At 35.0% G+C, this 25,671-nt stretch carries 19 protein-coding genes and 1 other RNA gene; 11 read left to right on the forward strand and 9 right to left on the reverse strand.

Features of this window, described 5'->3' with window-relative positions:
- Nucleotides 1–11 precede the first annotated feature (11 nt).
- The 5 genes from ACRD62_RS15300 (at nucleotide 12) to ACRD62_RS15320 (ending at nucleotide 6,259) form a co-directional block, all read left to right on the forward strand.
- A complete protein-coding gene (locus ACRD62_RS15300) occupies nucleotides 12–2,111 on the forward strand; it encodes an OmpA family protein (RefSeq protein ID WP_430820983.1) in 2,100 nt (699 codons plus the stop codon).
- A 42-nt stretch (nucleotides 2,112–2,153) separates the two neighbouring features.
- Entirely contained in the window at nucleotides 2,154–2,783 is a 630-nt protein-coding gene (locus ACRD62_RS15305) for an SPOR domain-containing protein (protein WP_430820984.1), read from the forward strand.
- 19 nt (nucleotides 2,784–2,802) lie between these two features.
- Nucleotides 2,803–3,185, forward strand: an RNA gene (rnpB, locus tag ACRD62_RS15310) — RNase P RNA component class A.
- 19 nt (nucleotides 3,186–3,204) lie between these two features.
- Complete coding sequence (locus ACRD62_RS15315) at nucleotides 3,205–4,512, forward strand: YihY/virulence factor BrkB family protein (RefSeq protein ID WP_430820985.1); 1,308 nt, start codon at nucleotides 3,205–3,207, stop codon at nucleotides 4,510–4,512.
- Nucleotides 4,513–4,891: 379 nt separating this feature from the next.
- Complete coding sequence (locus ACRD62_RS15320) at nucleotides 4,892–6,259, forward strand: 3'-5' exonuclease family protein (protein WP_430820986.1); 1,368 nt, start codon at nucleotides 4,892–4,894, stop codon at nucleotides 6,257–6,259.
- Nucleotides 6,260–6,330: 71 nt separating this feature from the next.
- On the opposite strand, the gene ACRD62_RS15325 is transcribed toward ACRD62_RS15320, so the two are convergent.
- From ACRD62_RS15325 to ACRD62_RS15335, 3 genes are read right to left on the reverse strand one after another with little or no spacing between them, the layout of a single operon-like run.
- Nucleotides 6,331–6,909, reverse strand: coding sequence for a DUF2179 domain-containing protein (locus ACRD62_RS15325; RefSeq protein WP_430820987.1), 579 nt, complete (start codon nucleotides 6,907–6,909; stop codon nucleotides 6,331–6,333).
- A gap of 26 nt (nucleotides 6,910–6,935) precedes the next feature.
- Nucleotides 6,936–7,358, reverse strand: a complete 423-nt coding sequence (locus tag ACRD62_RS15330) for a thioesterase family protein (RefSeq protein WP_430820988.1) — start codon at nucleotides 7,356–7,358, stop codon at nucleotides 6,936–6,938.
- A gap of 60 nt (nucleotides 7,359–7,418) precedes the next feature.
- Nucleotides 7,419–8,996 carry a peptide chain release factor 3 gene (locus ACRD62_RS15335; protein WP_430820989.1) on the reverse strand — a complete coding sequence of 526 codons (1,578 nt, stop codon included), beginning with the start codon at nucleotides 8,994–8,996 and terminating at the stop codon, nucleotides 7,419–7,421.
- 230 nt (nucleotides 8,997–9,226) lie between these two features.
- On the opposite strand from ACRD62_RS15335, the gene ACRD62_RS15340 reads away from it, so the two are divergent.
- Nucleotides 9,227–10,084 (forward strand): histidinol-phosphatase, encoded by an 858-nt coding sequence (locus tag ACRD62_RS15340; protein ID WP_430820990.1) that lies wholly within the window; start codon nucleotides 9,227–9,229, stop codon nucleotides 10,082–10,084.
- A gap of 35 nt (nucleotides 10,085–10,119) precedes the next feature.
- On the opposite strand, the gene ACRD62_RS15345 is transcribed toward ACRD62_RS15340, so the two are convergent.
- From ACRD62_RS15345 to accC, 3 genes are read right to left on the reverse strand one after another with little or no spacing between them, the layout of a single operon-like run.
- Nucleotides 10,120–11,658: an acyl-CoA carboxylase subunit beta gene (locus tag ACRD62_RS15345; protein WP_430820991.1), complete on the reverse strand. Its 1,539-nt coding sequence runs from the start codon at nucleotides 11,656–11,658 to the stop codon at nucleotides 10,120–10,122.
- Nucleotides 11,659–11,678: 20 nt separating this feature from the next.
- Nucleotides 11,679–12,191 carry a biotin/lipoyl-containing protein gene (locus tag ACRD62_RS15350; RefSeq protein ID WP_430820992.1) on the reverse strand — a complete coding sequence of 171 codons (513 nt, stop codon included), beginning with the start codon at nucleotides 12,189–12,191 and terminating at the stop codon, nucleotides 11,679–11,681.
- Between the two features lie 12 nt (nucleotides 12,192–12,203).
- The gene (accC, locus tag ACRD62_RS15355; RefSeq protein ID WP_430820993.1) at nucleotides 12,204–13,715 is read right to left on the reverse strand and encodes an acetyl-CoA carboxylase biotin carboxylase subunit; all 1,512 of its coding nucleotides are present in this window, start codon (nucleotides 13,713–13,715) and stop codon (nucleotides 12,204–12,206) included.
- A gap of 252 nt (nucleotides 13,716–13,967) precedes the next feature.
- Here accC and ACRD62_RS15360 point away from each other — a divergent pair, with 252 nt between their 5' ends.
- A complete protein-coding gene (locus tag ACRD62_RS15360; RefSeq protein WP_430820994.1) occupies nucleotides 13,968–14,474 on the forward strand; it encodes a ferritin in 507 nt (168 codons plus the stop codon).
- A gap of 43 nt (nucleotides 14,475–14,517) precedes the next feature.
- Here the strand turns inward: ACRD62_RS15360 and ACRD62_RS15365 are convergent, their stop codons facing one another.
- Nucleotides 14,518–16,326 carry a glycoside hydrolase family 15 protein gene (locus ACRD62_RS15365; protein WP_430820995.1) on the reverse strand — a complete coding sequence of 603 codons (1,809 nt, stop codon included), beginning with the start codon at nucleotides 16,324–16,326 and terminating at the stop codon, nucleotides 14,518–14,520.
- Between the two features lie 161 nt (nucleotides 16,327–16,487).
- Here ACRD62_RS15365 and ACRD62_RS15370 point away from each other — a divergent pair, with 161 nt between their 5' ends.
- Nucleotides 16,488–18,701, forward strand: coding sequence for a bifunctional alpha,alpha-trehalose-phosphate synthase (UDP-forming)/trehalose-phosphatase (locus ACRD62_RS15370; protein WP_430820996.1), 2,214 nt, complete (start codon nucleotides 16,488–16,490; stop codon nucleotides 18,699–18,701).
- Nucleotides 18,702–18,885: 184 nt separating this feature from the next.
- Nucleotides 18,886–19,374 carry a PaaI family thioesterase gene (locus tag ACRD62_RS15375; protein WP_430820997.1) on the forward strand — a complete coding sequence of 163 codons (489 nt, stop codon included), beginning with the start codon at nucleotides 18,886–18,888 and terminating at the stop codon, nucleotides 19,372–19,374.
- Between the two features lie 542 nt (nucleotides 19,375–19,916).
- Here the strand turns inward: ACRD62_RS15375 and ACRD62_RS15380 are convergent.
- Nucleotides 19,917–21,971 (reverse strand): helix-turn-helix domain-containing protein, encoded by a 2,055-nt coding sequence (locus ACRD62_RS15380; RefSeq protein WP_430820998.1) that lies wholly within the window; start codon nucleotides 21,969–21,971, stop codon nucleotides 19,917–19,919.
- Nucleotides 21,972–22,269: 298 nt separating this feature from the next.
- Here ACRD62_RS15380 and ACRD62_RS15385 point away from each other — a divergent pair, with 298 nt between their 5' ends.
- Nucleotides 22,270–22,845 carry an ankyrin repeat domain-containing protein gene (locus ACRD62_RS15385; RefSeq protein ID WP_430820999.1) on the forward strand — a complete coding sequence of 192 codons (576 nt, stop codon included), beginning with the start codon at nucleotides 22,270–22,272 and terminating at the stop codon, nucleotides 22,843–22,845.
- 24 nt (nucleotides 22,846–22,869) lie between these two features.
- Nucleotides 22,870–23,976 carry an acyltransferase family protein gene (locus ACRD62_RS15390; protein ID WP_430821001.1) on the forward strand — a complete coding sequence of 369 codons (1,107 nt, stop codon included), beginning with the start codon at nucleotides 22,870–22,872 and terminating at the stop codon, nucleotides 23,974–23,976.
- A gap of 60 nt (nucleotides 23,977–24,036) precedes the next feature.
- Here ACRD62_RS15390 and nhaD read toward each other — a convergent pair whose 3' ends face one another.
- Nucleotides 24,037–25,410, reverse strand: a complete 1,374-nt coding sequence (nhaD, locus tag ACRD62_RS15395) for a sodium:proton antiporter NhaD (RefSeq protein ID WP_430821002.1) — start codon at nucleotides 25,408–25,410, stop codon at nucleotides 24,037–24,039.
- Nucleotides 25,411–25,671 lie beyond the last annotated feature (261 nt).

Raw genomic sequence — 25,671 nt, forward strand, 5'->3', positions numbered from 1 at the left:
ATTACGGAATTATGAAACATACACCTGACGATAGAATAAAATTAATGTTGCCTAATTATTTTTTAGCTATGATACCTAACATTAAAACATCAGTGCTTTTGGGTTTGATGCTACTGGCACAGATGGTAAGCGCTCAACGTACCGAGCTCAAGCGTGCTGACAATTTGTATGAAAATCAGGATTATTATCAAGCCCTGGAATATTTTAATGCAGCCGTTGAGAAAGGTGATAATAGTACGGAAACGAAGCTAAAAATTGCACGATGCTACTTTAATCTGAAGGATATCCAGACTGCATTTGATATGTATTTAGGTATGGAGTCAGATATAACTAATGAGGTAGATATGGTGAATTACGCTTCTTGTTATCAGCAACAGGGTGGTTACGAAGTTGCAATTGAATGGTATAATAAAGCTAAAAAGGCTGGAGCTAATCCACTAGGTATGGATGAGTTGATCAAAGCTTGTAACTGGGCGAATGAGAATATGGTTTTTAATCAGGATGTTAGGGTAAATCCCGCTGACTTATTAATTGGTGGTCAATCGTTTGGAATTCAGTTTTACAAAGATGAAGTAGTATATTCAGGAGAGAAAGAAGAAGAATCAAAAAAGATTGATAATACAGGTAAAGGTTTTCTTAATTTATTCTCATCGAAATATATTGACGGTGAAATTCAGGAAGGTAGCAAATCTTTTTCAAGTAATCTTGAGTATGATTTTCATGTGGGTGCAACTTCCTTTACAAGTGATTTCAAGAGAATTTATTATACTAAGGTAGTTAAGATAAAAGGGGGAAGCCGAATTAAAATATTTACTTCGGAATACAATGGTAGTGATTGGGTAAACGAAAAAGAGTTAAGTGTCAATTCAAATGATTTTGACATAGGTTATCCTGCAGTATCAAATGATGATAAATATTTATTCTTTACATCAAGCCAACGTGGTGGTTTTGGTGGTCAGGATATTTATAAGGCCAAAATTAAAGCTAATGGCGATGTTGATCGTCCAGAAAATGCTGGTAGAGAGGTGAATACTTATGGTAATGAAAAATGGCCGTTTATCAGTAATGAAGGAGATTTGTATTTTGCTTCGGATGGTCATATGGGCTTTGGTGGATTAGATATCTTTAAAGCTGAATATGTTGATGGCAAGTATACCAATGTAACTAATTTAGGACAACCTATAAACAGTGGTAAGGACGATTTTGGTTTTGTATTGGATCCAACCGACAGTAAGAGAGGTTTCTTATCAAGTAACAGAATTGGTTCAGGTAGTTCTGATGGTATATTCGTAATGTTACCTATTGATTCATCTCAGGAAGAGGAAAAAGAAACTATTCCTGTCTTTGATGAAATGGCTGTAGAAGAAGAGCCCGTGGTTGAAACAACCGTTGTGGAAACTGTTACTCAACCAGAAACAGAAAATACCGAAACAGGAACTGATTTATCTGCTTATCCAAAAGCATTTGCAAGTATTTTAACATCAACTTTTAAAGGTGATCCTATTGAGGGTGCACAGGTTGTTATTAAAGATGCCAATACTGGTGAGATGGTAGCATCGGCATATACAGATGCTAACGGTAAAGTGAATATTATTATTCCGGATCAATTTAAGAATGATAACCAGGAATTTGAAATAGAATTATCAAAAGGAGAAGAGTTTAATGCCAAGAGAATGATAGTTCATATCATGGAAATTAATGACATTAATAATAATGGTTTATCTTTAACTCCTATATTTGATGATGCATCATTAAATGAGATTGGAAAATTTGTTATTCCTTACAAAGGAGACCAGATTACAGAAGAAGGGCAGCAGGTATTAGATAAGTTGGCAGCTTATTTATTAATGAATCCAAATGTTGTTGTTAAATTAAATGGTCATACAGAAGCCAGAGGTAACAAGTATAAGAATCTTGACATATCGCAAACTGCTGCAGAGGCAGCTGAAAAATACCTGATGATGAAAGGTGTTAATGATGAAAACATGATTCCACGCGGATATGGTGAAAGATATTTACTAAATAAATGTAAGCGTGGTGTATATTGCGATGAAAGTGAACATCTGAGCAACCGTCGTATTGAGGTTGTTGTATGGAAATATCTTAACTAAACTATGAACTAAATAGTCGTATAACGGCAAAATATTGTAAGAATGAAACTCAAATTATTACTAATAATAGCTGCAATAATGGTTAGCACTTCATATGGTGCTGCCGAAGATATTGCTTATTTGAGGACGAATAAAAAGATAATCAGAATGGAAAAGGCTGAATCACCTTATTGGGCCATTCAGATTATTGCATTGAAAAATCCTCCAGGAGTAGCTTCTTTCTTTCAGGCAGTTGATGTAGCTCGTGAATATGTATGCTTAGACGGTTTTGTTCGATATACTGTTGGTGAGTTTAATAACTATGAAGAGGCAAAAAGTAATCTTGCTGCAATCAAAGCAATGGGTTACGATCAGGCTTTTGTTGTTAATACTGCTCAATATAAAATGTCAGAAGATCAGCCACAGAATGATAGGTCTGGAAATACAAAAATTGATCCTAATAAAACATATACAGTTCAATTAAGTGCCTTTAGGTTTCCGGTTTATCTGAGCCATTTTGAGAACTTGGATAATGTAATGGAATTCAGAATGAAAGACAAGATCTTTAGATATTGTGTGGGTGAATTCCCGGGAACTGAAGCAAGAGAAGAATTACAGAAAATTAAAGATATGGGTTATAAAGGGGCCTTTCTGGTTGAACTGGATAAATATTTACCCTTTAAAATCGAATAATAAGTATTAATTTTGCAGCATAGCAAGCCGGTCTATCGCTGTCACGAAGGTGAAAGAGGAAAGTCTGGGCAATGCAGGGCACCGCGCTTCTGAATAGGAAGATACCTGTGAGGGTATAGTAATGTAACAGAGAATAACCGCCCCGATTCTATTGGGGTAAGGGTGAAAAGGTGAGGTAAGAGCTCACCAGTATTGATGGTGACATCAGTAGCTGTACGTCTGGCGGATTGCAAGACCATGTATATCATAACTCCTTTGGAGCAAAACGGCCCGTTTTGTTTTTCTTTTGAAATGTTATGAGGGGTAGGTCGCTAAAGTTTATTGGTGACAATAAGCATAGATAAATGATAGACGCCTTATTTATTAAGGAAACAGGACCCGGCTTACAGGCTTGCTATTTTTCTTTCAAACTACATCTCTAATGAAAAATTTACTGTCGAAAATAATTCATTATCTCAGTGAGGAAATTTGGCGTGTAAGAGCCGATGATACAACCAAAAGACAGTTTTTTCTTATTCGTACTGCCAGAATTTTATATTTAGCCATTAAAGGCTTTATCAACGATAATTGTCAGCAAAAAGCTTCTGCATTAACGTTCTATTCTTTATTATCAGTTGTTCCTGTAGCCGCAATGGTATTTGGAATTGCAAAAGGTTTTGGCTTTGATGAAAGAGTCAGGGATTTATTAGCTAATAAACTGGAAGGACAGGAAGAGGTGTTGAAATTTGTTACAGATTTCGCCCTTAATTATCTTGAAAAGACACCTGGTGGTGAGATTGCCGGAATTGGACTGGTAGTGTTATTTTGGTCAATTATGAAGGTTTTTGGCAATATCGAAAACTCCTTTAATGATATATGGGAAGTGAAACATGCCAGAAGTTTTATCCGAAAATTCAGTGATTATATTTCATTAATGCTGGTAGGTATCTTATTAATGATATCGAGTAGTGGTATGATTGTTTTTGTAACCAAACAGCTCAAAAGTTATGGTTATGAAAGCATGGTAGGTCCTAAAATGATGCTATTGTTATCTTATGTGTTAATCTGGATTGTTTTCACCTTTTTGCATCATATAATGCCCAATACAAGAGTGAAGTTTCGTTCTGCCTTATTTGGGGGGATCATATCAGGAACCTTGTTTCAACTTCTGCAGTTTGGATATATTCATTTTCAGAGTATAGTAACCAGTTATAATGCCATTTATGGTAGTTTTGCTGCGTTACCTTTATTTTTATTTTGGTTGCAGGCCAGTTGGTTAATCGTTTTATTGGGAGCCGAAATGTCTTTTGCCTATCAGAATGCCAATACATTTGAATTCGATGCTGATACAAGAAGAGTTAGTTACGAATACAAAAGATTAATAACACTTATGGTGGTGGCTGATGTTGTAAAACGGTTCGAAAAAGGAGAGAGTGCCCCATCTAACGTGCTTTTATCTGTTGAGCTTCGTTTACCTATCAGACTTATCAATGAAGTACTTTTTGAATTGGTTGATAGCAGGGTTTTTTCTGAAATTGCGGTTGATGATACCAAAGAAACTGTATATCAACCTGCTTTTGATATCAATAAATTAACAGTAATGAGAATACTGCATATGATCGAAGCCAGAGGAAGCAGGGATCTTCATTTTGAAGAAACAAAAAGTCTAAGCAGATTACAAAATATACTGGATGACTTTAATAGGAAACTGGTAGACAGTCCTGAAAATATTCTAATCAAGGATTTATAAAAAGAAAAAGCGACAATTCATCGAACTGTCGCTTTTTTATTGGGAACCACATCAACCGGGATTAATTTAAACTCCTGTAAACAGGATTTGAGTGCATACAATCATCGGTAATCCTCCGTGCCCCGAAGAGCATCCCGTAGGCGAGGCCCGCCCTTTGAAAGCATAGCGTCACTCGGTGTTCTGATAGCGTTGAGTTTAACAATCAAAACGACTGATGCGGTAAATTTTGTATCAAAGATCGTATTACAAATATAGCTATCAAAAGTGTCAAAACCAAGAAAAATAAAGGGTTTTAGTAGAATTTAGACCTTAGTGATTGAAGCTTAATTTATTAATTTTACCTTTATATTTCGATAGTAAAAAATAGAAGGAAAAACGAATGTACGTCATCGTAGATATTGAAACAACCGGTGGAAATATGAATAACGGTAAAATTACCGAAATAGCAATTTACCGGCATGATGGAGAAAAGATTGTTGATGAGTTTATTAGCCTGGTTAATCCGGAATGTTTAATTCCTCCTTTTATTTCATCTTTAACTGGTATTACCAATGAAATGGTTGAGTCGGCTCCTCCGTTTTATGCTCTGGCCAAGGATATCGTTAATATTTGCAAGGATGCTGTTTTTATAGCTCATAATGTGGGATTCGACTATAACTTTATTAAACACGAGTTTAAAAGTCTGGGTTACAATTTCGATATGCCATCCATGTGTACCGTTAAGTTATCAAGAAAATTCCTGCCTGGCCATAATTCGTATAGTTTAGGTAATTTATGTGATGATTTAGGTATTTCTATTGCTGCACGGCATAGGGCAGCTGGTGATGCATTGGCAACCGTTAAGTTATTTGAATTATTACTGGAGAAAAACAATGGATTAATTAATGCTGATGATCCTTATACTGCATTTTCTGCAGATGGTTTACATCCAAATTTAACCATTGATATTATAAAATCGCTACCTAACGAAACGGGTGTTTATTATTTACATGACGAGTTGGGAGACTTGATATATATTGGAAAAAGTACCAAGATTCGTAATCGAATTATCACTCATATGGGCAATCCCAAGACAAAGAAAGGGATTGAGATGAAAATGAAAACGGCTGATATTAGTTTTCATTTAACAGGTAGTGAATTGATTGCACTTTTGAAAGAATCGCAAGAGATAAAGGAAGAAAAGCCGAGATATAATAGAGCTCAGCGTCGAGCCCGAAACCAAATGGGCTTATATCATTATCAGGATAGAAAGGGTTACTTAAGATTTATATTAAAACCGAATACAGGTGTCGATATCCCTGATTGTACTTTTGAAAGCATGAAAGAAGGACGTGAGCAACTGTTTAAGTGGATTGATGAATACGAACTTTGCCAGCAACTTTGTGGGTTGTATGAAGGACAAAATGGTTGTTTTCAGTATCAGTTAAAAACATGTAAGGGAGCTTGTGTGGGAGAGGAATTGCCAGAACAATATAACTCCAGGGTATTGCAATTAATCTCCCGTTTATCTTATGGACATAATAATGTAGTTATTATAGATAAAGGTCGTACACCAGATGAAATTGGAGTAATTATCATTGAAAATGGAAAATATCTTGGTTATGGATATATTTATGAAGATACTGCGGTTTCGAATCCTGCAGAATTTAAAGAGCATATAATCCGGTATGACGACAACCGTGATACAAGAGTTATTATTGGCAATTATTTACGGCAAAAGAAGTATAAGAAATTAATAACTTATTAGAGTACCATGTCAAGATCTGATTCTTTATGTGGTAAAAAATTGCCTTTTTGTTAATAATAATCTATACAACTTTATTTTGCTTTTCTTAATGGAATTGGGTTGCGTTTTACAACTGATTTAATCGGAAATACACCTGAATTGGCAAATCGAATATCTTCGAGGGTGAAGAAGGCTTTAGGATTGTATTGTTTAATAATATCGGTAATTTTTACGATTTCTTTTCGTTTGGCAATGCAATAAATAACATGAACTGGACCACGACTACCTTCTGCGTCCATATAAGTAATACCATACCCTGCTGATGTTAATTTATCCATTAGTTCGCTACCCGACTTCTGAGTGATGATTCGAATATTGATATAACCCAGTGCCAGACGTTCTTCAATTTTCAAACCTACAAAATTACCCATGGCAAATCCACCGGCATAGGCAATAAAATAGAGCCAGTTATCAAGATTTTCGAAGATTTTACTCATTGCCATTAACCAGATCAGGATTTCAAAAAATCCAAGAACCGGAGCCCATAATTTCATTCCTTTTGAAACAAATACTATGCGAATGGTACCGATGGTAACATCAGCGACACGGGCCACAAAAATAAGTAATGGAATGGCTACATATGTGTAGAATGTACTGTCAGAAAATAGCATTAATAATTAGTTGATTGGGTATTGTTTTACTTAACTTCTCCTAGAAAACTCTTTCGGTCAACAATATATCTTTCATGCGCACCAATACCAATTGATATTTCTTTTGAATTAGTAACGACAATATCAAAAAAAAGCTTATTGGTATCTATAAATTTGAGGATGCTTCTGCAATAAATGGTTTCGCCTGTTTTAACCGGATGAAGATGTTTAAAGTTTACTTCGGCACTAACAGTTACCAAACCATCAAGAAGATACTCATCTGTCATTTCTGCACAGCATTGCTCTAAATAGGCAATAAGTGAAGATGTAGACACAAGCTCAATATGAGCGGTGCCCAACTTTGTGGCTAAATCTTTGTCTGAAACCTTAATCTCTTTTTCAAAAAAACTACCTTCATTAAGTTTCTTTGAGAATAGATTGTCTGTTATTTTTAGTGGCTTTGATTGCATAGTGTTGGGTTTTTGGCTACCTCAAATATAAACCATTCCTGTAAGGAAATAAAGGCCTAATTAAAATTCTGATGTAAAATGGAATTCTATGTCCTTAAAATTTTCTTGCGCCAGTTGAAGCATATAAGACGAATCAGCCATAAAAACATCTCTTCCATATTTATCTTTAGCCATGTATTGAAGCTTTCTTTTTTTGAAATCTTCCAACTGTTCTTTGTTATTACTTTTTAACCAACAGGCTTTATATAGGTTAATCGGTTCGTATCGACAGGCCGCACTATACTCGTGTAATAATCTGTATTGAATTACTTCAAATTGCAGAGCACCTACGGTTCCAATAACTTTACGACCATTAAACTGACTGGTAAACAACTGAGCTACACCTTCGTCCATTAGCTGATCGATACCTTTGGCTAACTGTTTTGACTTCATTGGGTCAGCATTTTCGATATATCTGAACAACTCTGGTGAGAAACTAGGCAGTCCTTTATAATGCAATTTTTCACCTTGCGTTACAGTATCTCCAATTTTGAAGTTACCTGTATCTGGAATACCGACAATATCGCCCGGATAAGCTTCATCAATAATTGATTTTTTATCCGCCATAAATGCAGTTGGACTCGAAAATTTCATATTCTTACCCAACCCTACATGATAATAGTTGGTGTTTCTTTCGAATTTACCCGAACATATTTTAAGGAAGGCTAAACGGTTACGGTGATTAGGATCCATATTGGCATGAATCTTAAAAACAAAACCTGAGAATTTATCTTCGTCAGCCTGAACCATTCTTTCTTCTGCTTGCGATGGCTGAGGACTGGGAGCAATTTTCAAAAAGCAATGCAATAATTCACGAACACCAAAATTATTCAAAGCACTACCAAAAAAAACAGGGGCAACGGAGGCATCGCGATATGATTCCAAATCAAATTCAGGATAGACACCTTCAACTAATTCAAGTTCTTCACGTAACATTTTCGAAGAGCTTTCTCCAATTGATTTATCTATTTGATTATCGTAGATATCCGAGATGGAAACACCTTCTTCAATAACTTGTTTTCCAGGATCAAAAAGATATAAACTTTTCTCAAAAAGATTGTATACACCTTTAAACTGAGGTCCGTTTCCAATTGGCCAGCTTAACGGACGCACATTAATCTTTAATTCTTCTTCAACTTCATCCAGCAAATCGAAAGGATCTTTACTTGGACGGTCCATTTTGTTGATGAAAACGATAACCGGAGTGTTACGCATCCTACAAACTTCCATCAGCTTACGGGTTTGTGCTTCAACTCCTTTAGCAGCATCAACCGCAATAATTACACTGTCAACAGCTGTAAGAGTTCGGAAGGTGTCTTCAGCAAAATCCTGGTGACCAGGGGTGTCAAGAATGTTTACTTTATAACCATCATATTCAAATCCCATAACAGAGGTAGCAACAGAGATACCTCTTTGCTTTTCAATTTCCATAAAATCGGAGGTTGCTGTTTTTTTAATCTTGTTCGATTTTACAGCACCGGCAACGTGAATAGCGCCTCCAAAAAGCAAAAGTTTTTCAGTTAATGTTGTTTTACCAGCATCAGGGTGACTTATGATCGCAAAGGTTCTCCTTCTTTTAATCTCTTCCTTAAATCCCATGGTCTTAATTTTTCGAGGTGCAAATTTACACAAACCATTCAAATGATCAGCTTTCTATACCTAATGTTTCAAAAAAACATTTCAATTAATATTTGTTGGAAAGAATGTTTGGAAGTTTCATTTAAAATCTGACAATAAAAGTGTTTGTTTTTCTACCATAATTGAATGATAATTTATATTTTTTCAACGTAAATTCTATTTGAAGAATGATAACCGATTAGATTGATTATATGAGATGGACGAATTACCACGGGCATAGTAAGTATTGTGATGGGCATGGGGAGATTGAGGAATATGTATTAAAAGCCATTGAGTTGAATATGGCTTGTATTGGTATTTCATCACATGCTCCGGTGCCTTTTCATTCGGTGTGGAATATGCCTGCGGATAAAATAGAGCAGTATTGTAGTGAGATTGATTATTTAAAAGTTAAATATAAGGATAAGATAAGTGTATATAAATCATTGGAGGTAGATTATATACCCGGATTATTATCTCCAACGCATGTAGGAATTAATAAACTGGATCTTGATTATACAATTGGTTCTGTGCATTATGTCAGTTGTTTTGATGATGGTACACATTGGGAAATAGATGGTCCGGCACCTGAATTTAAAGTTGGCTTTGAAGAGATATTTCATTCTGATTTTAAAAAGTTAGCTGTGGAATTTTATGCTCTTCAAAATGAAATGTTGCAGAATCATACTCCTGACATTCTTGGTCATATGGATAAGATTAAAATGCATAACGCTGATTTTAATTTGTTTGATGAAAACGAACAGTGGTATCTCGATCAGGTATATCAGACGTTAAAATTGGCTAAGGAAAAAAATGTTGTGGTTGAAATCAATACAAAAGCCTTTAAACGAAGTAACCATCTATTCCCTGGAGAGGAACATTTTCAATTTATTAAGGAAAATAATATACCCATAACCATCAATAGTGATGCGCATCTTACAAAATTTCTGACATTGGGTTTTGAAGATGTAGCAAAGATGTTACTTTCAAAAGGAATCAATACCGTTTACGAATTGATTAATGGAGAGTGGCAACCGGTGGAATTGGTTAGGGAAGGAATTTTAATATAAAAAAAGAGAGCAAGGCGAACCTTGCTCTTTATCTGTTATAATGGTATATTTCCATGTTTTTTAGGTGGATTCGACTCACTTTTATTGGCAGTCATTTCCAATGCCTGTATCAACTTAAATCGGGTTTCTTTCGGATAGATAATCTCATCGATGTAACCCAGTTCAGCAGCCCGGTATGGATTAGCAAAATTCTCACGATAATCATCCACACGTTTTGCTTTCGATTCTTCATCAGTGTCACCTCTGAAGATAATATTTACTGCACCTTCAGGACCCATTACAGCAATTTCTGCTGTTGGATAAGCCATGTTGATGTCAGCTGCCAAATGTTTTGAAGCCATCACATCGTATGCACCACCATATGCTTTACGGGTAATCACAGTTATTTTAGGTACAGTGGCCTCAGCATAAGCATAAAGTAATTTAGCACCGTGTTTGATAATTCCTCCATATTCCTGTACGGTGCCTGGTAAGAATCCTGGTACATCTACGAAAGTTACCAATGGGATGTTGAATGCATCACAAAAACGCACAAAGCGCGCACCTTTTGCTGATGAATCAATATCCAGAACACCGGCAAGGTAATTTGGTTGATTGGCTACGATACCAACTGTTTTACCATCCATTCGTCCGAAACCCGTGATGATGTTTTGAGCGTAATGAGGCATTACCTCAAAGAAATGTTGATTGTCCACCACCTTACTAAGCAAATCATGCATATCATATGGCTTATTCGGGTCTGCCGGAATAAGTGATTGCAGTTCTTCCGTTTCGCGATGTATATCGTCTGTTGATTTAACTATAGGTGGATCTTCCATATTATTGGAAGGCAAAAAGCTCAATAATTCACGAATCATCATTAATGTGTGTTCGTCATCATCTCCAACAAAATGCGCCACACCACTTTTTGAGTTGTGTGTCATTGCACCACCTAATTCTTCTTTGGTTACTTCTTCGTGTGTTACCGTTTTAATAACTTCTGGTCCGGTCACAAACATGTAACTCGAATCTTTGACCATAAAAATAAAGTCAGTAAGGGCAGGAGAGTATACGGCACCACCGGCACAAGGACCCATGATAGCAGAAATCTGAGGTATAACACCGGATGATTTTACATTCAAAAAGAAGATATCACCATAACCTGCTAAACTTTGAACTCCTTCTTGGATACGCGCTCCTCCTGAATCGTTTAACCCAATTAATGGAGCTCCCATTTTAAGAGCCAGTTTCGATATTTTTATGATTTTATCAGCATTTGTTCTACTCAAAGAACCGCCAAAAACGGTAAAGTCCTGGGCAAAAACATAAACCAAACGGCCATCTACCTTACCGTAACCAGTAATAAACCCATCACCCGGGAATTTTGTTTTTTCCATCCCAAAGTTGTTACAACGGTGTGTAACCAATTTATCCAACTCAACAAATGTACCCGGATCAAGAAAAAGATTGATGCGTTCACGTGCTGTTAGTTTACCTGCATCATGATGTTTGGCTATTCTGCTTTCGCCACCGCCAGCTTCTGCTTCACGGTTACGTTCTTCAAACTTCTTATATTTTTCGTCTAAATTTTGCATTGTTTCTAATTTACCTGGATTTACTGAGCTTCAATTTCGATTAGTGGCTGATGTCCTTCTACTGCATCACCTACTTTTACATGAATAGATTTTACTATACCATCAGAGGCACTCTTGTATTCACTTTCCATCTTCATTGCAGAAACAATAATAACGGTCTGACCTTTTTCTACAATATCACCCTCCTGAACTGGTATTTTAACAATCTTGCCAGGCATAGGAGTGGAGATGATATTACTGCCTGTTTCCATATGGCTTTTGGCTTTGGCACGATATCGGGCCACAGCATCAACAACTTCTATTTCGTAATAGTTGTTAAGGGTATTTACTTTATACTGACTGGGTTCATCACCTTCAATCATTTCCATGTTGATTGATTTGCCGTTTAGCAGAATTGAGTAGGTATCTGATTCTACTTTTTCGATGTCTAAATCATAAATACGACCGTCAATCTCAACTTTATAATTAGAGCCAACATGTTCTAATACATGAATCTTGGCAACTCTGGTATCTATTTTAAGTTCTAATGGCATCGTTGGTTGTTTTTAAAGTCTGATAACATTTTTTCTTCGACCAAATTCTTTCCATTGTGAAGTTTTATGTGTTGTATCCAGTGTATGTTCACCATCTAACTTCATTTTCTCTGTGTAGTCGAGATATGCAACTAAAAGGGCAATGTCTTCACAATAGTCTGAACAATCATCATCAGTCATCAGAAAGTCCATATTTTTTTCAATAAAATGAGTATCGTAGTTACCATCAACAAAATCTTTGGCCTCCATAATCTTCGATACAAATGGAATAGATGTTTTTACACCGGTTATTTTGTACTCATAAAGGGCCCGTTTCATGCGTTCGATTGCTTCACTCCGGGTAGGTGCCCACGAGATCAACTTAGAGATCATCGGATCATAATGAAATGGTATTTCATAACCTTCATATACATAACCATCCGTTCTAATACCCAATCCAAGAGGTTCAGAAATACTTTTTACCACACCCGGACTTGGCATAAAATTATTCTTATGATCCTCGGCATAAATACGGCACTCGATAGCATGCCCATTCTGTCTTAAATCTTCTTGTTTAAAAGGTAGTGGCAATCCATTGGCGACGTTAATCTGTGCTTTAACAAGGTCGATACCGGTAACACGTTCTGTAATGGGATGCTCAACCTGTAAACGGGTATTCATCTCAAGAAAATAAAAATTTAGATTGTTATCAACCAGAAATTCTACCGTTCCGGCACCAACGTAGTTAACCGATTTGGCTGCATCAATGGCTCTTTTACCCATTTCTTCACGAAGTTTTGGTGTCATTAATGGGGAAGGTGTTTCTTCCACTACCTTTTGGTGACGTCTTTGAACAGAACATTCGCGTTCGAATAAATGAACGTAGTTGCCATGTTGGTCAGCCATTATCTGAAATTCAATATGGTGAGGACCTTCTACATATTTTTCAATATAAACAGCGTCGTTACCAAATGCAGATCGGGCTTCTGATTTAGCCATCTCATAAGCCGAAATAACATCTTTCTCTTCTCTTACCAGCCTCATTCCTTTACCACCACCTCCGGCGCTTGCTTTTATCATTACCGGATATCCAATCTGATTGGCTATTTCCTTTAAACGCGTATTGTCAGTTATATTCTCTTCGGTGCCAGGAACAACAGGAACGCCTGATTTTATCATCAGTTCGCGGGCAGTGAGTTTATCACCCATTGTATTTATGGCATGGATTGACGGACCAATAAAAATTATCCCAGCCTTACTTACCTTGTCAGCAAACGTTGCATTTTCTGATAAAAATCCATATCCAGGATGAATGGCATCTGCTTTTGCTATTTTAGCTACTTCAATGATTTTATCTATATTAAGATAGCTTTCTGCCGAACTGGCCGGGCCAACGCAATATGCTTCATCTGCATACCTAACGTGCATTGCCTTACGATCTGCCTCGGAGAAGACAGCGACTGATAAGATTCCCATCTCACGACAGGACCTCATAACTCTAACCGCTATTTCTCCACGGTTGGCTACTAATACTTTTTTAATCATAATAGAAATAAGGGTTTCTTATCGAGCATAATTGCTCTGCTATATAAAAAATTAAACACGTTTTTGTTCTATAATGTAAATAAAGATTCAAAAGTCCTTAACTATGAAAGTCCGTTAAATGTTCAATTGAGAAGACTAAAAAATCATTTGTGTGGAATGAGTATAAATAACGAAACAGCACAACCACTCTGCAATTCAATGGTTATTAATTGTATATATTTGGATTATTAATCTGACAAAATTTTAACTGATATGCTGAATAAGAACGTTGAAGAAGCTCTGGTAAAACAAATTGAGAAAGAAGCATACTCTTCAAATTTTTACCTTGCCATGGCTGTATGGGCTGATACGAATGGATTTGAAGGAACCGCTAAATGGTTTTATGCTCAAGCTGATGAAGAACGCTTACACATGCTAAAATTCATCAAATATGTTAATGAAAGAGGAGGGAAATCTGTAATTCCTTCAATTGAACAACCTCCATATGATTATAAGGATATGAAGGAAGTTTTTGCTAAAACTCTTGAGCACGAGCAATATGTAACTCAATTAATAAACGATATCATTGCAGTATGTGTGGAAGAAAAAGATTATACAACACAAACATGGATGCAATGGTTTGTTAATGAGCAAATAGAAGAAGAAGCTTCTGTTGCTGCCATTAATGATAAATTAAGAATATTGGGCGATCATAGTTTGTATATGTTTGATAGAGATATTTTGGCTATGAGAGGCAATACTCCTGCAAGCGCAGAATAAAAAATAAGTTGTTTTAAAAAGAAAAGCCCCTTTCGGGGCTTTTTTAATGTTTGATAGTATACAGAATCTGTTCTTCTTTTGTTATTTGTTCTCCGGTTAAAATGATTGCTGTTTCAATAATTGCCAGATGGGAATATGCCTGAGGGAAATTCCCTAACATTCGGCGAGTATTAAAGTCAAGATCTTCACTAAATAAGCCAAGGTGGTTACCCGATTTTAAAAGTTCATCGAATTTACGTTTTGCCTCATCTTTTAATCCGATCTTGTACAAACTTTTAATCAACCAGAATGAACATATGGTGAATGCAGACTGAGGCTCACCAAAATCATCTTCGTTCTTATATCTAAACATCAATCCTTTATATTCAAGATCTTTTTGAATAGCTAATACGGTTTTTTGATACTTATCACTGCTGGCATGAATAAAATCATAACTTTCCATTAAAAGAACTGAAGCATCCAGGTCGTCACTACCATAGGCTTGCGTAAAGGCTTGTTTTTTCTCTGACCAAGCATTATTATGGATGTCAATTTGGATTTCCTCTTTCAGAATTTTCCATTCATTGGCATATCCGTCACATTTCAGTAAACGGGCTATTTTTTCTGCACGATCAATTGCTACCCAACAAAGAACCTTACTAAAAGTAAAGTGCTTACCTTCACTTCTTATTTCCCAGATTCCTTTGTCCGGTTCTTGCCAGTTATCTTTTACAATGGTTGCAATATTTCTTACTATGGTCCAAAGGTCCTCACTTCGTTCAAGAGTTATTGGGTACAATTTGAAATATTGTAAGATTACATCCATCAAAATACCATAAATATCATTTTGCTTCTGAACATATGCTGCATTTCCTATTCGAACTGGTTTACTTCCTTCATATCCATCCAAATGAGAAAGTTCCATTTCATGTAATTGTTTTTCACCATGAATTCCATACATGATCTGCATTTTTTCTCCTTTATCTGGCATCAGATTTACAATAAAATCAAGGTAACGCTCTACAATACGGGTATGTCCCAATTGTGTCATAATGTTTACAACCATGGAAGCATCCCTGATCCAGCAAAAGCGATAATCCCAATTACGCACCTCACCAATTGTTTCAGGAAGAGAGGTGGTTAATGCTGCAAGTATGGCACCTGATTTTTGATAGTTTAGAAGTTTAAGTGTTAATGCACTCCTCAGAATTTCATTTTCGTATTGCTTATAAGTTGTTGTTCTTTCCGACCAATTAAGCCAGTATACTTTGGTCCGTTGATGCTTTAAATATGAACGAGCTGTTGTTTGAACCAATAGTTTTTGATTGTAGCTCAAAAGAAAAAACTCATTTTGCTTAATCTTTATTTTACTGGAGTCTACAACGTTTTGTTTATCTAACGAAGTATATAAATAAATGGAATCGTATTCTCCTTCGACAGTATGTGCTTTGATGTAATCCTTGTGTATTTCTATGCTTGTTGGAAATTCGGCATACTCCAGCTGTGGATTAAAATTTACTGTAACTTCGACTTCACCTCTAATGTGTTTGATATATCTTACAACATCAGGTGGAGTATAATATTTGCCATTTTCGTTTCGATAACGAGGCATAAAATCATGTAATTCAAATTCACCGGTTGCACATACAAAACGGGTAACCAATATATTGGTTCGTGGCAGATAAAACTGTTCTGAAGAATATTCACCAACAGGTTTCAATCCAAATGATCCCCCTTTTTTCTCATCTAATATTTTTGCAAATGTAGATGGAGATGCAAAATGAGGTAAGCATAACCACTCAATCGAGCCCTTTTCCGATACCAATGCTGCACTTCTGCAATTACCAATTATTCCATAATTGAGATTTTTCATAGGCTAATAACTATTATCGAGTTTGTTTGTTGTTTAATGAAATGGTAAGCTTTATTTTGCTTCAGTACTGCGAAAAAAGGGTATTTTTATGTATTTTGCTACTTTTCGTAGTATTTGTTTATGAATAATTAGTAGATAAACTAAAAATATAATTAGAATTTATGTCCAAATTACACATTGTTGCCAATAGATTACCTTATAGTATTAAAAAAGAAAATGATGAATTTGAACTGATTGAAAGTGTTGGTGGACTTGCCACTGGAATGAAATCAGTTTATAAAGATTACGGAGGGAAATGGATTGGTTGGTCTGGCTTAAATTCAGATGACCTTAACGAAAGTGAAAGTAAGAAAATTGATAACCTACTTGGAGAAAAGAATTGTGTAACGGTTCCTCTTAGTGAAAATGAAATTATTGAATATTACGAAGGATTCAGTAATAAAACAATCTGGCCTCTTTTTCACTATTTCACTCAATATGTTGATTATTCTCCGGTAAACTGGGAAACATATAAAATAGTTAATCAACGTTTTGCTGATAAAGTTCTGGAAGTTTGTGAAGAAGGTGATACCGTTTGGGTTCATGATTACCAGTTATTGCTGGTTCCGGACATGATCAAATCAATTAAACCCGGTGTCACGGTAGGTTTCTTTTTACATATACCTTTCCCTTCATACGAGGTGTTCAGAATTTTACCTTGGCGTATGGAATTACTAAAAGGAATGCTGGGAGCTGATTTATTAGGTTTCCATATTTATGATTATGAGCGTCACTTTATTAGTTCTGTTCGTCGCTTATATGGTTGTGAAATAAATTTCAACCAAATTAATCTGGAAGACAGGGTGATTAAAGTTGATGCTTATCCAATGGGTATCGATTACGATAAATTTGTGAATGCAGCAACCGATGTAATGCATAAAAGTATTCATGAACGATCAGATCTACATAAAGAGTTAGAGAAGTATTTTCTAATGGCTCCGAACAGGAGATTAATATTATCCATTGATCGTTTAGATTACTCTAAAGGAATACCTCAAAGATTAAGAGCTTTTGGTGTTTTTTTAAGAAAATACCCTGAGTTTAGAGGTAAAGTCACTATGATTATGTTGGCTGTTCCAAGCAGAGGACATGTAGAAGAATATCAGATTCTGAAAAAGGAAGTTGATGAGTTAGTTGGAAATATAAATGGTGAGTTTGGTAAGGTTAACTATGTACCTGTTTGGTATTTCTATCGATCATTACCTTTCGAGAATTTAATTGAATTATACAGTTCTTGTGATGTTGCACTGATTACACCTTTAAGAGATGGAATGAATCTGGTTGCTAAAGAATATGTTGCATCCCGGATAACAGGTACCGGTAGTATTGTTTTAAGTGAAATGGCCGGAGTTAGTAAAGAAATGGGAGAAGCAATTACCATTAACCCAATCAACGAAGATGAAATAGCAGATGCCTTACATCGCGCATTAACAATGCCCGTGCCGGAACAAAAAGACCGAATGAAGTTGTTACAACAGCGAATTCAGAGGTATTCGGTGTTTAAATGGGCCAGTGATTTTGTTAATGACCTGAATAAGGTAAAGGAAGTTCAAAAAGAGTTTTTGGCAAAGAAAATTTCGAAAACAGTATATCAAGAACTTGATAAGAAATATGCTAAAGCAAAGAACAGAGCTATCTTTCTGGATTACGATGGAACGTTAACTGGATTTCATAAAAATCCACTGGAGGCTAAACCTAATGAAGAGTTATTCGAAATTCTGAACAGGCTGATAGCTGATGAAAAAAATACGGTTACAATTATAAGTGGTCGCGACAGATACACACTTGAAAAATGGTTCGCAAATGTGCCGATAAATTTAATTTGTGAACACGGTGTTTGGTTACGAAAATTGGGTGAAGAGTGGGAAACACTTACCAATGTAAATAATGATTGGATGCCTATGATTCGTCCTGTTCTGGAAAGGTTTGTGGATCGAACTCCGGGTTCTTTTATTGAAGAGAAAAACTATTCTTTAGTGTGGCACTATCGTAAAGCAGAACCTGAGCAAAGTGAAATTAGAGCGAATGAATTAAAAGATGAGTTGTTGGGTCTGATTGGTAACCTTAACCTAGAGATAATGGAAGGAAGTAAGGTTATTGAAGTGAAAAATGGCGGAATCAACAAAGGAATAGCAGCCCTGCAGTTTATTAAAAATAAACATTTTGATTTTATCACTGCTATCGGAGATGACTGGACAGACGAGTTTATGTTCCGCGAATTACCAAATGATACGATTAGTATTAAGGTGGGGCTAAAACGAACGGCCGCTAATTATAAATTAGAGTCGGTTGAAGCTGTAAGAGGGTTTTTAAAGAAATTAGGTCAACATAACTAATTAAAACGGATGGGTTAGCCCATCCGTTTTTGTTTATACAATAGGAGGCTCCAAAACAAATCTATTTTTTTAAGAGATTATAAACGTGTTGTATCAATAATAGGATTATCTAAAAAGATAGTCTAAGTTTGGTATTGGAAATCTAGCTGTAAATATTGTTTTAATGTTTAAAGAGTAAAGTGTAATGTCTGAAATAAGAAAACTATCTAATCCGTTTTTGAAGTCTAAAGGTGAAGATTACCAGTGTTTTGGTTGTTCTCCCAATAATACACAAGGTCTGTTAATGGAGTTTTATTCTGATGGAAAATATGTGTATGCAAATTGGAAACCTGAAAAAAGATTTGAAGGTTATAAAAATGTGGTTCATGGTGGAATACAGGCAACAATAATGGATGAAATAGCAAGCTGGACGATCTATTCTTTATTGGATACAGCTGGTGTTACTCAAAAAATGGAAGTTAATTACCACAGATCTTTATTTGCTAATAATTCAGAAGTTAAGATAAAAGCAGAAGTGAAGTCTTCTAATGAGAAGCAAGCTGTTATTTATGTAGAAATACTAAATCAGAATAATATAGTTTGTAGTAGTGCCGATGTGGTTTATTTTTTATTTCCAACTGATATTGCCAAAATCAAATATCATTATCCTGGTAAGGAAGCTTTCTGGAATTAAAAAAGCCCCGCTCTTAAGGAAAGAAATTGAACGGGGCAAGGGGAAAACAACCTGTCTGGAAAGATATTGCTAAGATATACAAAAAGAATGCATTCTTATGTTTAAGTATGCTTTCATTATGATGAAAGTCATATTTTGTTACATTAAATTGGGTGTTGCATACATTAAAGGTTCTAGAAATATACTTTGATTCTTCTAAAATTCATATTGCTGTTTCGTTTTTTAGATGTGTTAAGGCGTTGTTTATCAGAAGCTAATGATTGATATTATCGAAATTTAAAGAATGTAGTAGTCCAGATTTAATGATAAATAATGTTTCGTAAGTTTGATGGTTTAATTGAATGGCAGTTTGAGCTGTCAATATCATTTGTAAAAGGAATAAAATCTATAAGTGTATAATTATTCAATAAGTTATAAAGTGTGGTAGCTGAAATAGATTTTTAATAGTGAGAATATTAAATACATTAATGTAACGGCTAAAGGGGGAGATTGATTAACATTCTATTTTGTTGGTTTTATAAATAGAAAGGATTTATAATTTTCTAATTAATTATAGAGAATAAATCTTCTTTTTCAAGTTTAGCCTTAAGTCGTTGATGATTTTGCCAGAATTTATTCTCAATTTGGGCCATTGTCTCTTTAAATTCAGTGGTGTCTTTAATTGGTTCAAACATTGGATCTATAGGTGTAAATAGAGGAACCCATATTTGAATATTCTCTTCCTTAGCAAAAAGTTGAAGATGCTTAATGGCCTTATCAAAATTGTTCATGTAGGCATAATAAGCCGACCAATGAAGGTTTTTATAAGTTGATTGATCTTTTTCGGCGAATTCTTTAAAATCAATGATTAACTTTTCAGCATCAATGTATCGGCCTAATTTACGGTAAACATATGCTATTTCGGCATTTTTATGAATATACGATTGAGTTTGAAGGTAATTTCTAATGGTAATAAATTTATCAAAGTAAACAGCAGCATCCGACCATTTTTCATTGTAATAGCATATATTTCCCATTTCCTGAATAATATCAAATCGGGTTGTGTCTTTGATTAACGTATTAAAAAGTAGTTGTTGAGTTTTATTTAAATCTTTATTCTTAGCATAGAGAATATAAGCTTTAACATAGTCAGAGAACAGGTTGTTAGGGTTGTAACGAAGGGATTTATTAATCGATATAATGGCCTCATCCACAAAGCCTGTTTGAATGAGAGCGTTGCTAAGATGTAAATATATATAACTCGCAGTGGTTGAATCGTAGGATGCAATATCAAGTCTGATACCTTTTAAAGCATATTCAAGGTATTTTTCCGTATCCGGTAGATGGTTTGTATATAAATCGGATAAGGTATTAATTACAGTGGCTGAATTAGGATTGTATTGTAGTGCTTTTTCAAGATATTCAACAGCCTGTTTGTAATTGCCATTTCGAATATAATAAAGTGCCTTGGCATTGAGAGCTACTGCCAATTTAGGATTCAATAATAAAGCTTTATCGGCAAAATAAATCAGGGAGTCTACATACGTTTTACCTGGTTCAAACATGTCAAGATAGTAGTATGAAATTGCCATTACTGAGTATGCCAGTGCAAATTCCGTATCTTTCGTTACTGCTTGTTTCATCAGGCTAATACCTTTTTTTAATCCAGGTATATTTTCGTTATGCATAAAATGAAGCCCCTTTAAATAAAGATCATAGGCTTCCATGTTATTGGTAGGTTTTAGTTCAATCTGCTCTATTTCTTCCGGACTGATAATAACCTCTATTTCATCGGCTATTTTCTTGGCAATCTCCATTTGAATTGAGAAAATGTCAGCTGTCTGCCTTTTATATTGTTCCGACCAAAGATGTTTATCTCGGTTGGCTTCGATTAGCTGTACACTTAATAATATCTGATCGTTTATTTTTTGCCCACTTCCTTCAACTACATACTTTACACCCAGAACTTTGGCAATTTCAGGAATAGTCATATTTGAATTGCGAAACTTTTCTACTGAAGTGCGACTAACAACCTTTACATCCTTTATGGATTGAAGATTATTAAGAATGGCTTCCATCATACCATTGATGAGATACAGGTTTGTTGAATCGCTACTATCGTTTTTAAATGGTAAAACAGCTAAGGTTTTATCATTGTTATTATTGGATTCATTTGATTGCCTGATAATTAAGATGGAAAAAATTGTTATTACAATCAGTAATCCCGTAATGTATGGAATAAGTTTTTTTAATATGTTTTGCTTTACAGTTGTTTCTGTAGTAGTTAGAAGATTGGATTGGTGTTGCTCATATTCGCCTGGTGGATAACCAAACTCCTCACGAAAACATTTAATAAAATAGGATGTGCTGTTGAATCCTACCAGGTAGGAAATTTCAGATACTGTTTTTTCTTTAGATTTTAATAACTTAACAGCTTCCTGTAGCCTTATTCTTCTTATAAACTGACTTGCGGAACATCCTTCTTCTTTTTGAATTCGTCTAAGCAGATTAGAACGACTCATTCCAACTTTGTCAGCTAGTTCTGAAACGCCAAAATTTTCGTTTTCAATATTATTTTGAATTTCCTGCTCCAGTCTGCTTATAAATTCACTTGCCATTACCAGATTATGGTTCGATTAATACTATGACGAAGATACAAATTATTGTTATTTGCAACGGACAATTAAATGTATGAGTTCAAGTTCAAAATAAGCATTTAGATTACACTTCAAATTGACTGCAATAATTCGGTTTGCGTCATAATTTATATTGTTACATCATAATTTACACTCACTCTTCAAACTTTACATCAATCGCTGCATTACTGATTAATAGTGCATCATAGAATGAAGCAACTTTACATCAACAAATATTTAATAACTCAAACACCTGGAAACAGGATAAAAAATTATAGTAATGAAAACATCAAGAAATTTTAATCGAATGGTAATGTTGGTTGTGATGACAGCAACTTTAAGTGGAATGGTAGCATGTAAAAATACCCCTTCTGATACAGGTACTACAGCAAAAAAAATGGATAAACCTTCAATGGATATTTTTGCAGCAGCTTTTATGGGTGATATTAAAGCAATAAGCGCTCATATTAGTATTGGAACTGATTTAAATCAAAAAGATCAATTTGGATCAACACCATTAATTATTGCAACCACATTTAATAAAGTTGAAGTTGCCAAAGCATTAATTAATGCAGGAGCTGATTTAAGTGTTAAAAGTGCCGATGGATCTACTGCTTTACATACTGCGGCTTTCTTTTGTCGAGGTGAGATAGTTGAGTCATTAATAAGTCATGGAGCAGATAAATCATTAACTAATAATTACGGATCAACCCCATTAGAAAGTGTAAGTGGTGCTTTTCAAGACGTCAAAGGGATTTATGAGCAAATTAACAGGGATCTGGGTCCATTGGGATTACGTCTTGATTTGAATTATCTGGAGGAGAATAGACCAAAAATGGCAGATCTTTTAAAATAATTATTAATCCCAAATCAAAAAGTAATGAATGCAATTGAACGACGATATGATATTGATTGGTTAAGAGTAATAGCTATTGCCTTACTTTTAATTTATCACTCAGCCATAGTATTTCAACCCTGGGGTGCATTAATTGGCTTTATGCAGAGTAATGAATCATTAGAGTGGATATGGATTCCAATGTCGTTTCTGAATGTTTGGCGAATTCCATTACTATTTTTTGTGTCTGGAATGGGAGTATGTTTTGCAATGAGGAAACGAAGTTGGAAAGAATTATTGATTGAACGTAGCAAACGTATTTTGGTTCCTTTGGTCTTTGGTATGTTAGCAATTGTTCCAGTACATGTTTTGATATGGCAAAGTTATTACAGCCAACCTTTATCATACGAATGGGGAAGAGGTCATCTGTGGTTTTTGGCTAATATCTTTATCTATGTATTGGTTTTATTACCTGTGTTTTATTATTTGAAAAAAAGCACGCATAAACTTCAGGATACGATCTCAAAGTTTCTGAGCCATCCATTGTCGGCTATATTGGTTACTGTTTTATTTGTTTTGGAAGTTATTTTAGTAAAGCCAGATAGTTTTGAACTTTATGCTTTAACTACACATGGTTTTGTTATTGGTTTTATTTCTTTTTTGATGGGTTATTTATTTATATATAGTGGTGATCGATTTTGGGACGAAATAAAATCAAAAAGGTGGATTTATTTCATTATAGCTATCACTTTATATCTTATTCGTGTATTCATATTTGACTTAGCTTCCCCTAAATTTATTATAGCAGTTGAATCTGTATCGTGGATTTATACGATCTTTTCATTTGGATTTAAATATTTGAATCGTTCAGGTAAATCCCTAAGCTATCTAAGTAAAGCAGCTTATCCGGTGTATGTTTTGCATATGATATTTTTATACCTGGGAGCGACCTTAATCTTACCGTTCAATATTAATACAGAAATGAAATTTGCAGGGGTGACTGCAATTAGTTTGTTTGGAAGCCTAATAGTTTATGAATTATTAATCAGACGAATAAAATGGATCAGTGTTTTATTTGGTGTATTTCAGACTAAGAAATATGGAGGTGCTGAATTTATTACAAGTGCAGAAGTGTTGAGCTACAGAGCCTAAACAAAAAAGCCGGAGCTTTCGTTAAAGACCGGCTTTTCATTTAACTTAAATCACTAAATATCAGAGCATGGTTTGAATGAAAAACACCAATGCTCCGGCAAGGTAACCTGCAATACCGATAAGACTTACCTTTTTCAGGTACCACATGAAATCTATTTTTTCGAGGCCCATGGCAGCAACACCAGCTGCAGAACCAATAATTAATATACTACCTCCTGTTCCGGCACAATATGCCAGAAATGACCAAAAGTTACCATCCTGAACAAAATTAGCCATGTAACCAGTAGCACTTGCACCAGCTATATTATACATACCCATAGAAGCAGCTACCAAAGGCACGTTATCAACAATAGAAGAAATGGCTCCAATCAGTATGTTAATAATATATATGTTTTTAACATGTTTATCCAGGTAATTTGCCATTATATCAAGGTGTCCTGCAGATTGTAACGCGGCTACAGCACTTAATATACCTAAAAAGAATAATACTGTTGGCATGTCAATTGCCTTTAGTACAGCCGTAACAGTGTATTTTCTATGGTCCAGTCCTTCTCTGTTTTTCAAATAACGATCCGTCATTATCCATAATACAGCAAGGCCTAATAACATCCCTAAAAATGGAGGTAAGTGTGTGATAGTTTTAAATACAGGTACAGAAATTAATGCCAATATTCCAACAACTAACATAAACACTCTTTCCTGATGAGTTGTAAATTCTCTGGTTTCGTTTTCATCCAAAACAGGGCGTAAAGCTTGACCTTTAAGCATTAAAGAAAATAAAAGAGTAGATACAATCATATTAACCAGCGAGGGTAAAAGTACTGAAGAGATAATGCTAGCTGCAGTAATTTGATTACCAATCCAAAGCATAATGGTAGTGACATCACCAATGGGTGACCAGGCGCCACCAGCATTAGCTGAAATAACAACCATGCTGGCAAATATCCATCTGTTATGTTTATCTGTTAGTAATTTTCTTAAGACAGTAATGATAACAATGGTAGTGGTAAGGTTATCAAGTACGGCCGACATAAAAAAAGTAAGTGTACTGATGATCCAAAGTAACCTTACAGTATTAGTACTTTTGATTTTATTTGTAATTATTCTGAAGCCCTGGTATTTGTCAACCAATTCAACAATTGTCATTGCTCCAATTAGGAAGAATAGTATAGAAGCGATTTCAGACAAATGATGATATAATTCATGCTCAGTAATGAAATGATGTAAATCTTCAGTTCCATTTCCAAGTGCCTTGAAAGATTCCCAGGCTGAGCTATAACCCAACCCTAAAATACTTTCGCCGCCAAGAGCATAAATAGCCCATATGAGTGAGCCCATTAGAAGTGCCATTCCGGCTTTGTTAATGTGATTGATGTGCTCGAAAACGATAAAACCATAGCCCAGCACAAAGATGATTAGCATTAATAAAAACATCCTCTATAAAGTTTAGATAATATAAATTCAATGGAGTAGATTACTCCATAATAGTGTTCTTGAGTTTTTGTTGAAAAGAGTATTGTTTATTAAGCTTTAAATGGGGGTGATTTATCAGCTTCGTAACTAATTAAATAGCTGATAAATTGGTTGTAGTAGCAATATTTGTTTTGCTCAAAATTATAATGATGCAATTTGAAATTACACTTGTAGCAAAATGATGGTAAATCATCGAAATCTGTAACACTAATATAATCAGGG

The sequence above is a fragment of the Carboxylicivirga caseinilyticus genome, assembly GCF_050589785.1.
In the GTDB taxonomy this organism is placed as follows: Bacteria; Bacteroidota; Bacteroidia; order Bacteroidales; family Marinilabiliaceae; genus Carboxylicivirga; species Carboxylicivirga caseinilyticus.

What these genes read in the sequence shown, in the direction of transcription:
- ACRD62_RS15380 (WP_430820998.1), bottom strand. Translation starts at nt 21,971, where the DNA reads ATGGCAAGTGAATTTATAAGCAGACTGGAGCAGGAAATTCAAAATAAT.
- ACRD62_RS15325 (WP_430820987.1), bottom strand. Translation starts at nt 6,909, where the DNA reads ATGCTATTTTCTGACAGTACATTCTACACATATGTAGCCATTCCATTA.
- ACRD62_RS15300 (WP_430820983.1), top strand. Translation starts at nt 12, where the DNA reads ATGAAACATACACCTGACGATAGAATAAAATTAATGTTGCCTAATTAT.
- ACRD62_RS15335 (WP_430820989.1), bottom strand. Translation starts at nt 8,996, where the DNA reads ATGGGATTTAAGGAAGAGATTAAAAGAAGGAGAACCTTTGCGATCATA.
- nhaD (WP_430821002.1), bottom strand. Translation starts at nt 25,410, where the DNA reads ATGTTTTTATTAATGCTAATCATCTTTGTGCTGGGCTATGGTTTTATC.
- ACRD62_RS15370 (WP_430820996.1), top strand. Translation starts at nt 16,488, where the DNA reads ATGTCCAAATTACACATTGTTGCCAATAGATTACCTTATAGTATTAAA.
- ACRD62_RS15315 (WP_430820985.1), top strand. Translation starts at nt 3,205, where the DNA reads ATGAAAAATTTACTGTCGAAAATAATTCATTATCTCAGTGAGGAAATT.
- ACRD62_RS15365 (WP_430820995.1), bottom strand. Translation starts at nt 16,326, where the DNA reads ATGAAAAATCTCAATTATGGAATAATTGGTAATTGCAGAAGTGCAGCA.
- ACRD62_RS15375 (WP_430820997.1), top strand. Translation starts at nt 18,886, where the DNA reads ATGTCTGAAATAAGAAAACTATCTAATCCGTTTTTGAAGTCTAAAGGT.
- accC (WP_430820993.1), bottom strand. Translation starts at nt 13,715, where the DNA reads ATGATTAAAAAAGTATTAGTAGCCAACCGTGGAGAAATAGCGGTTAGA.
- ACRD62_RS15350 (WP_430820992.1), bottom strand. Translation starts at nt 12,191, where the DNA reads ATGCCATTAGAACTTAAAATAGATACCAGAGTTGCCAAGATTCATGTA.
- ACRD62_RS15340 (WP_430820990.1), top strand. Translation starts at nt 9,227, where the DNA reads ATGAGATGGACGAATTACCACGGGCATAGTAAGTATTGTGATGGGCAT.
- ACRD62_RS15330 (WP_430820988.1), bottom strand. Translation starts at nt 7,358, where the DNA reads ATGCAATCAAAGCCACTAAAAATAACAGACAATCTATTCTCAAAGAAA.
- ACRD62_RS15385 (WP_430820999.1), top strand. Translation starts at nt 22,270, where the DNA reads ATGAAAACATCAAGAAATTTTAATCGAATGGTAATGTTGGTTGTGATG.
- ACRD62_RS15320 (WP_430820986.1), top strand. Translation starts at nt 4,892, where the DNA reads ATGTACGTCATCGTAGATATTGAAACAACCGGTGGAAATATGAATAAC.
- ACRD62_RS15345 (WP_430820991.1), bottom strand. Translation starts at nt 11,658, where the DNA reads ATGCAAAATTTAGACGAAAAATATAAGAAGTTTGAAGAACGTAACCGT.
- ACRD62_RS15390 (WP_430821001.1), top strand. Translation starts at nt 22,870, where the DNA reads ATGAATGCAATTGAACGACGATATGATATTGATTGGTTAAGAGTAATA.
- ACRD62_RS15305 (WP_430820984.1), top strand. Translation starts at nt 2,154, where the DNA reads ATGAAACTCAAATTATTACTAATAATAGCTGCAATAATGGTTAGCACT.
- ACRD62_RS15360 (WP_430820994.1), top strand. Translation starts at nt 13,968, where the DNA reads ATGCTGAATAAGAACGTTGAAGAAGCTCTGGTAAAACAAATTGAGAAA.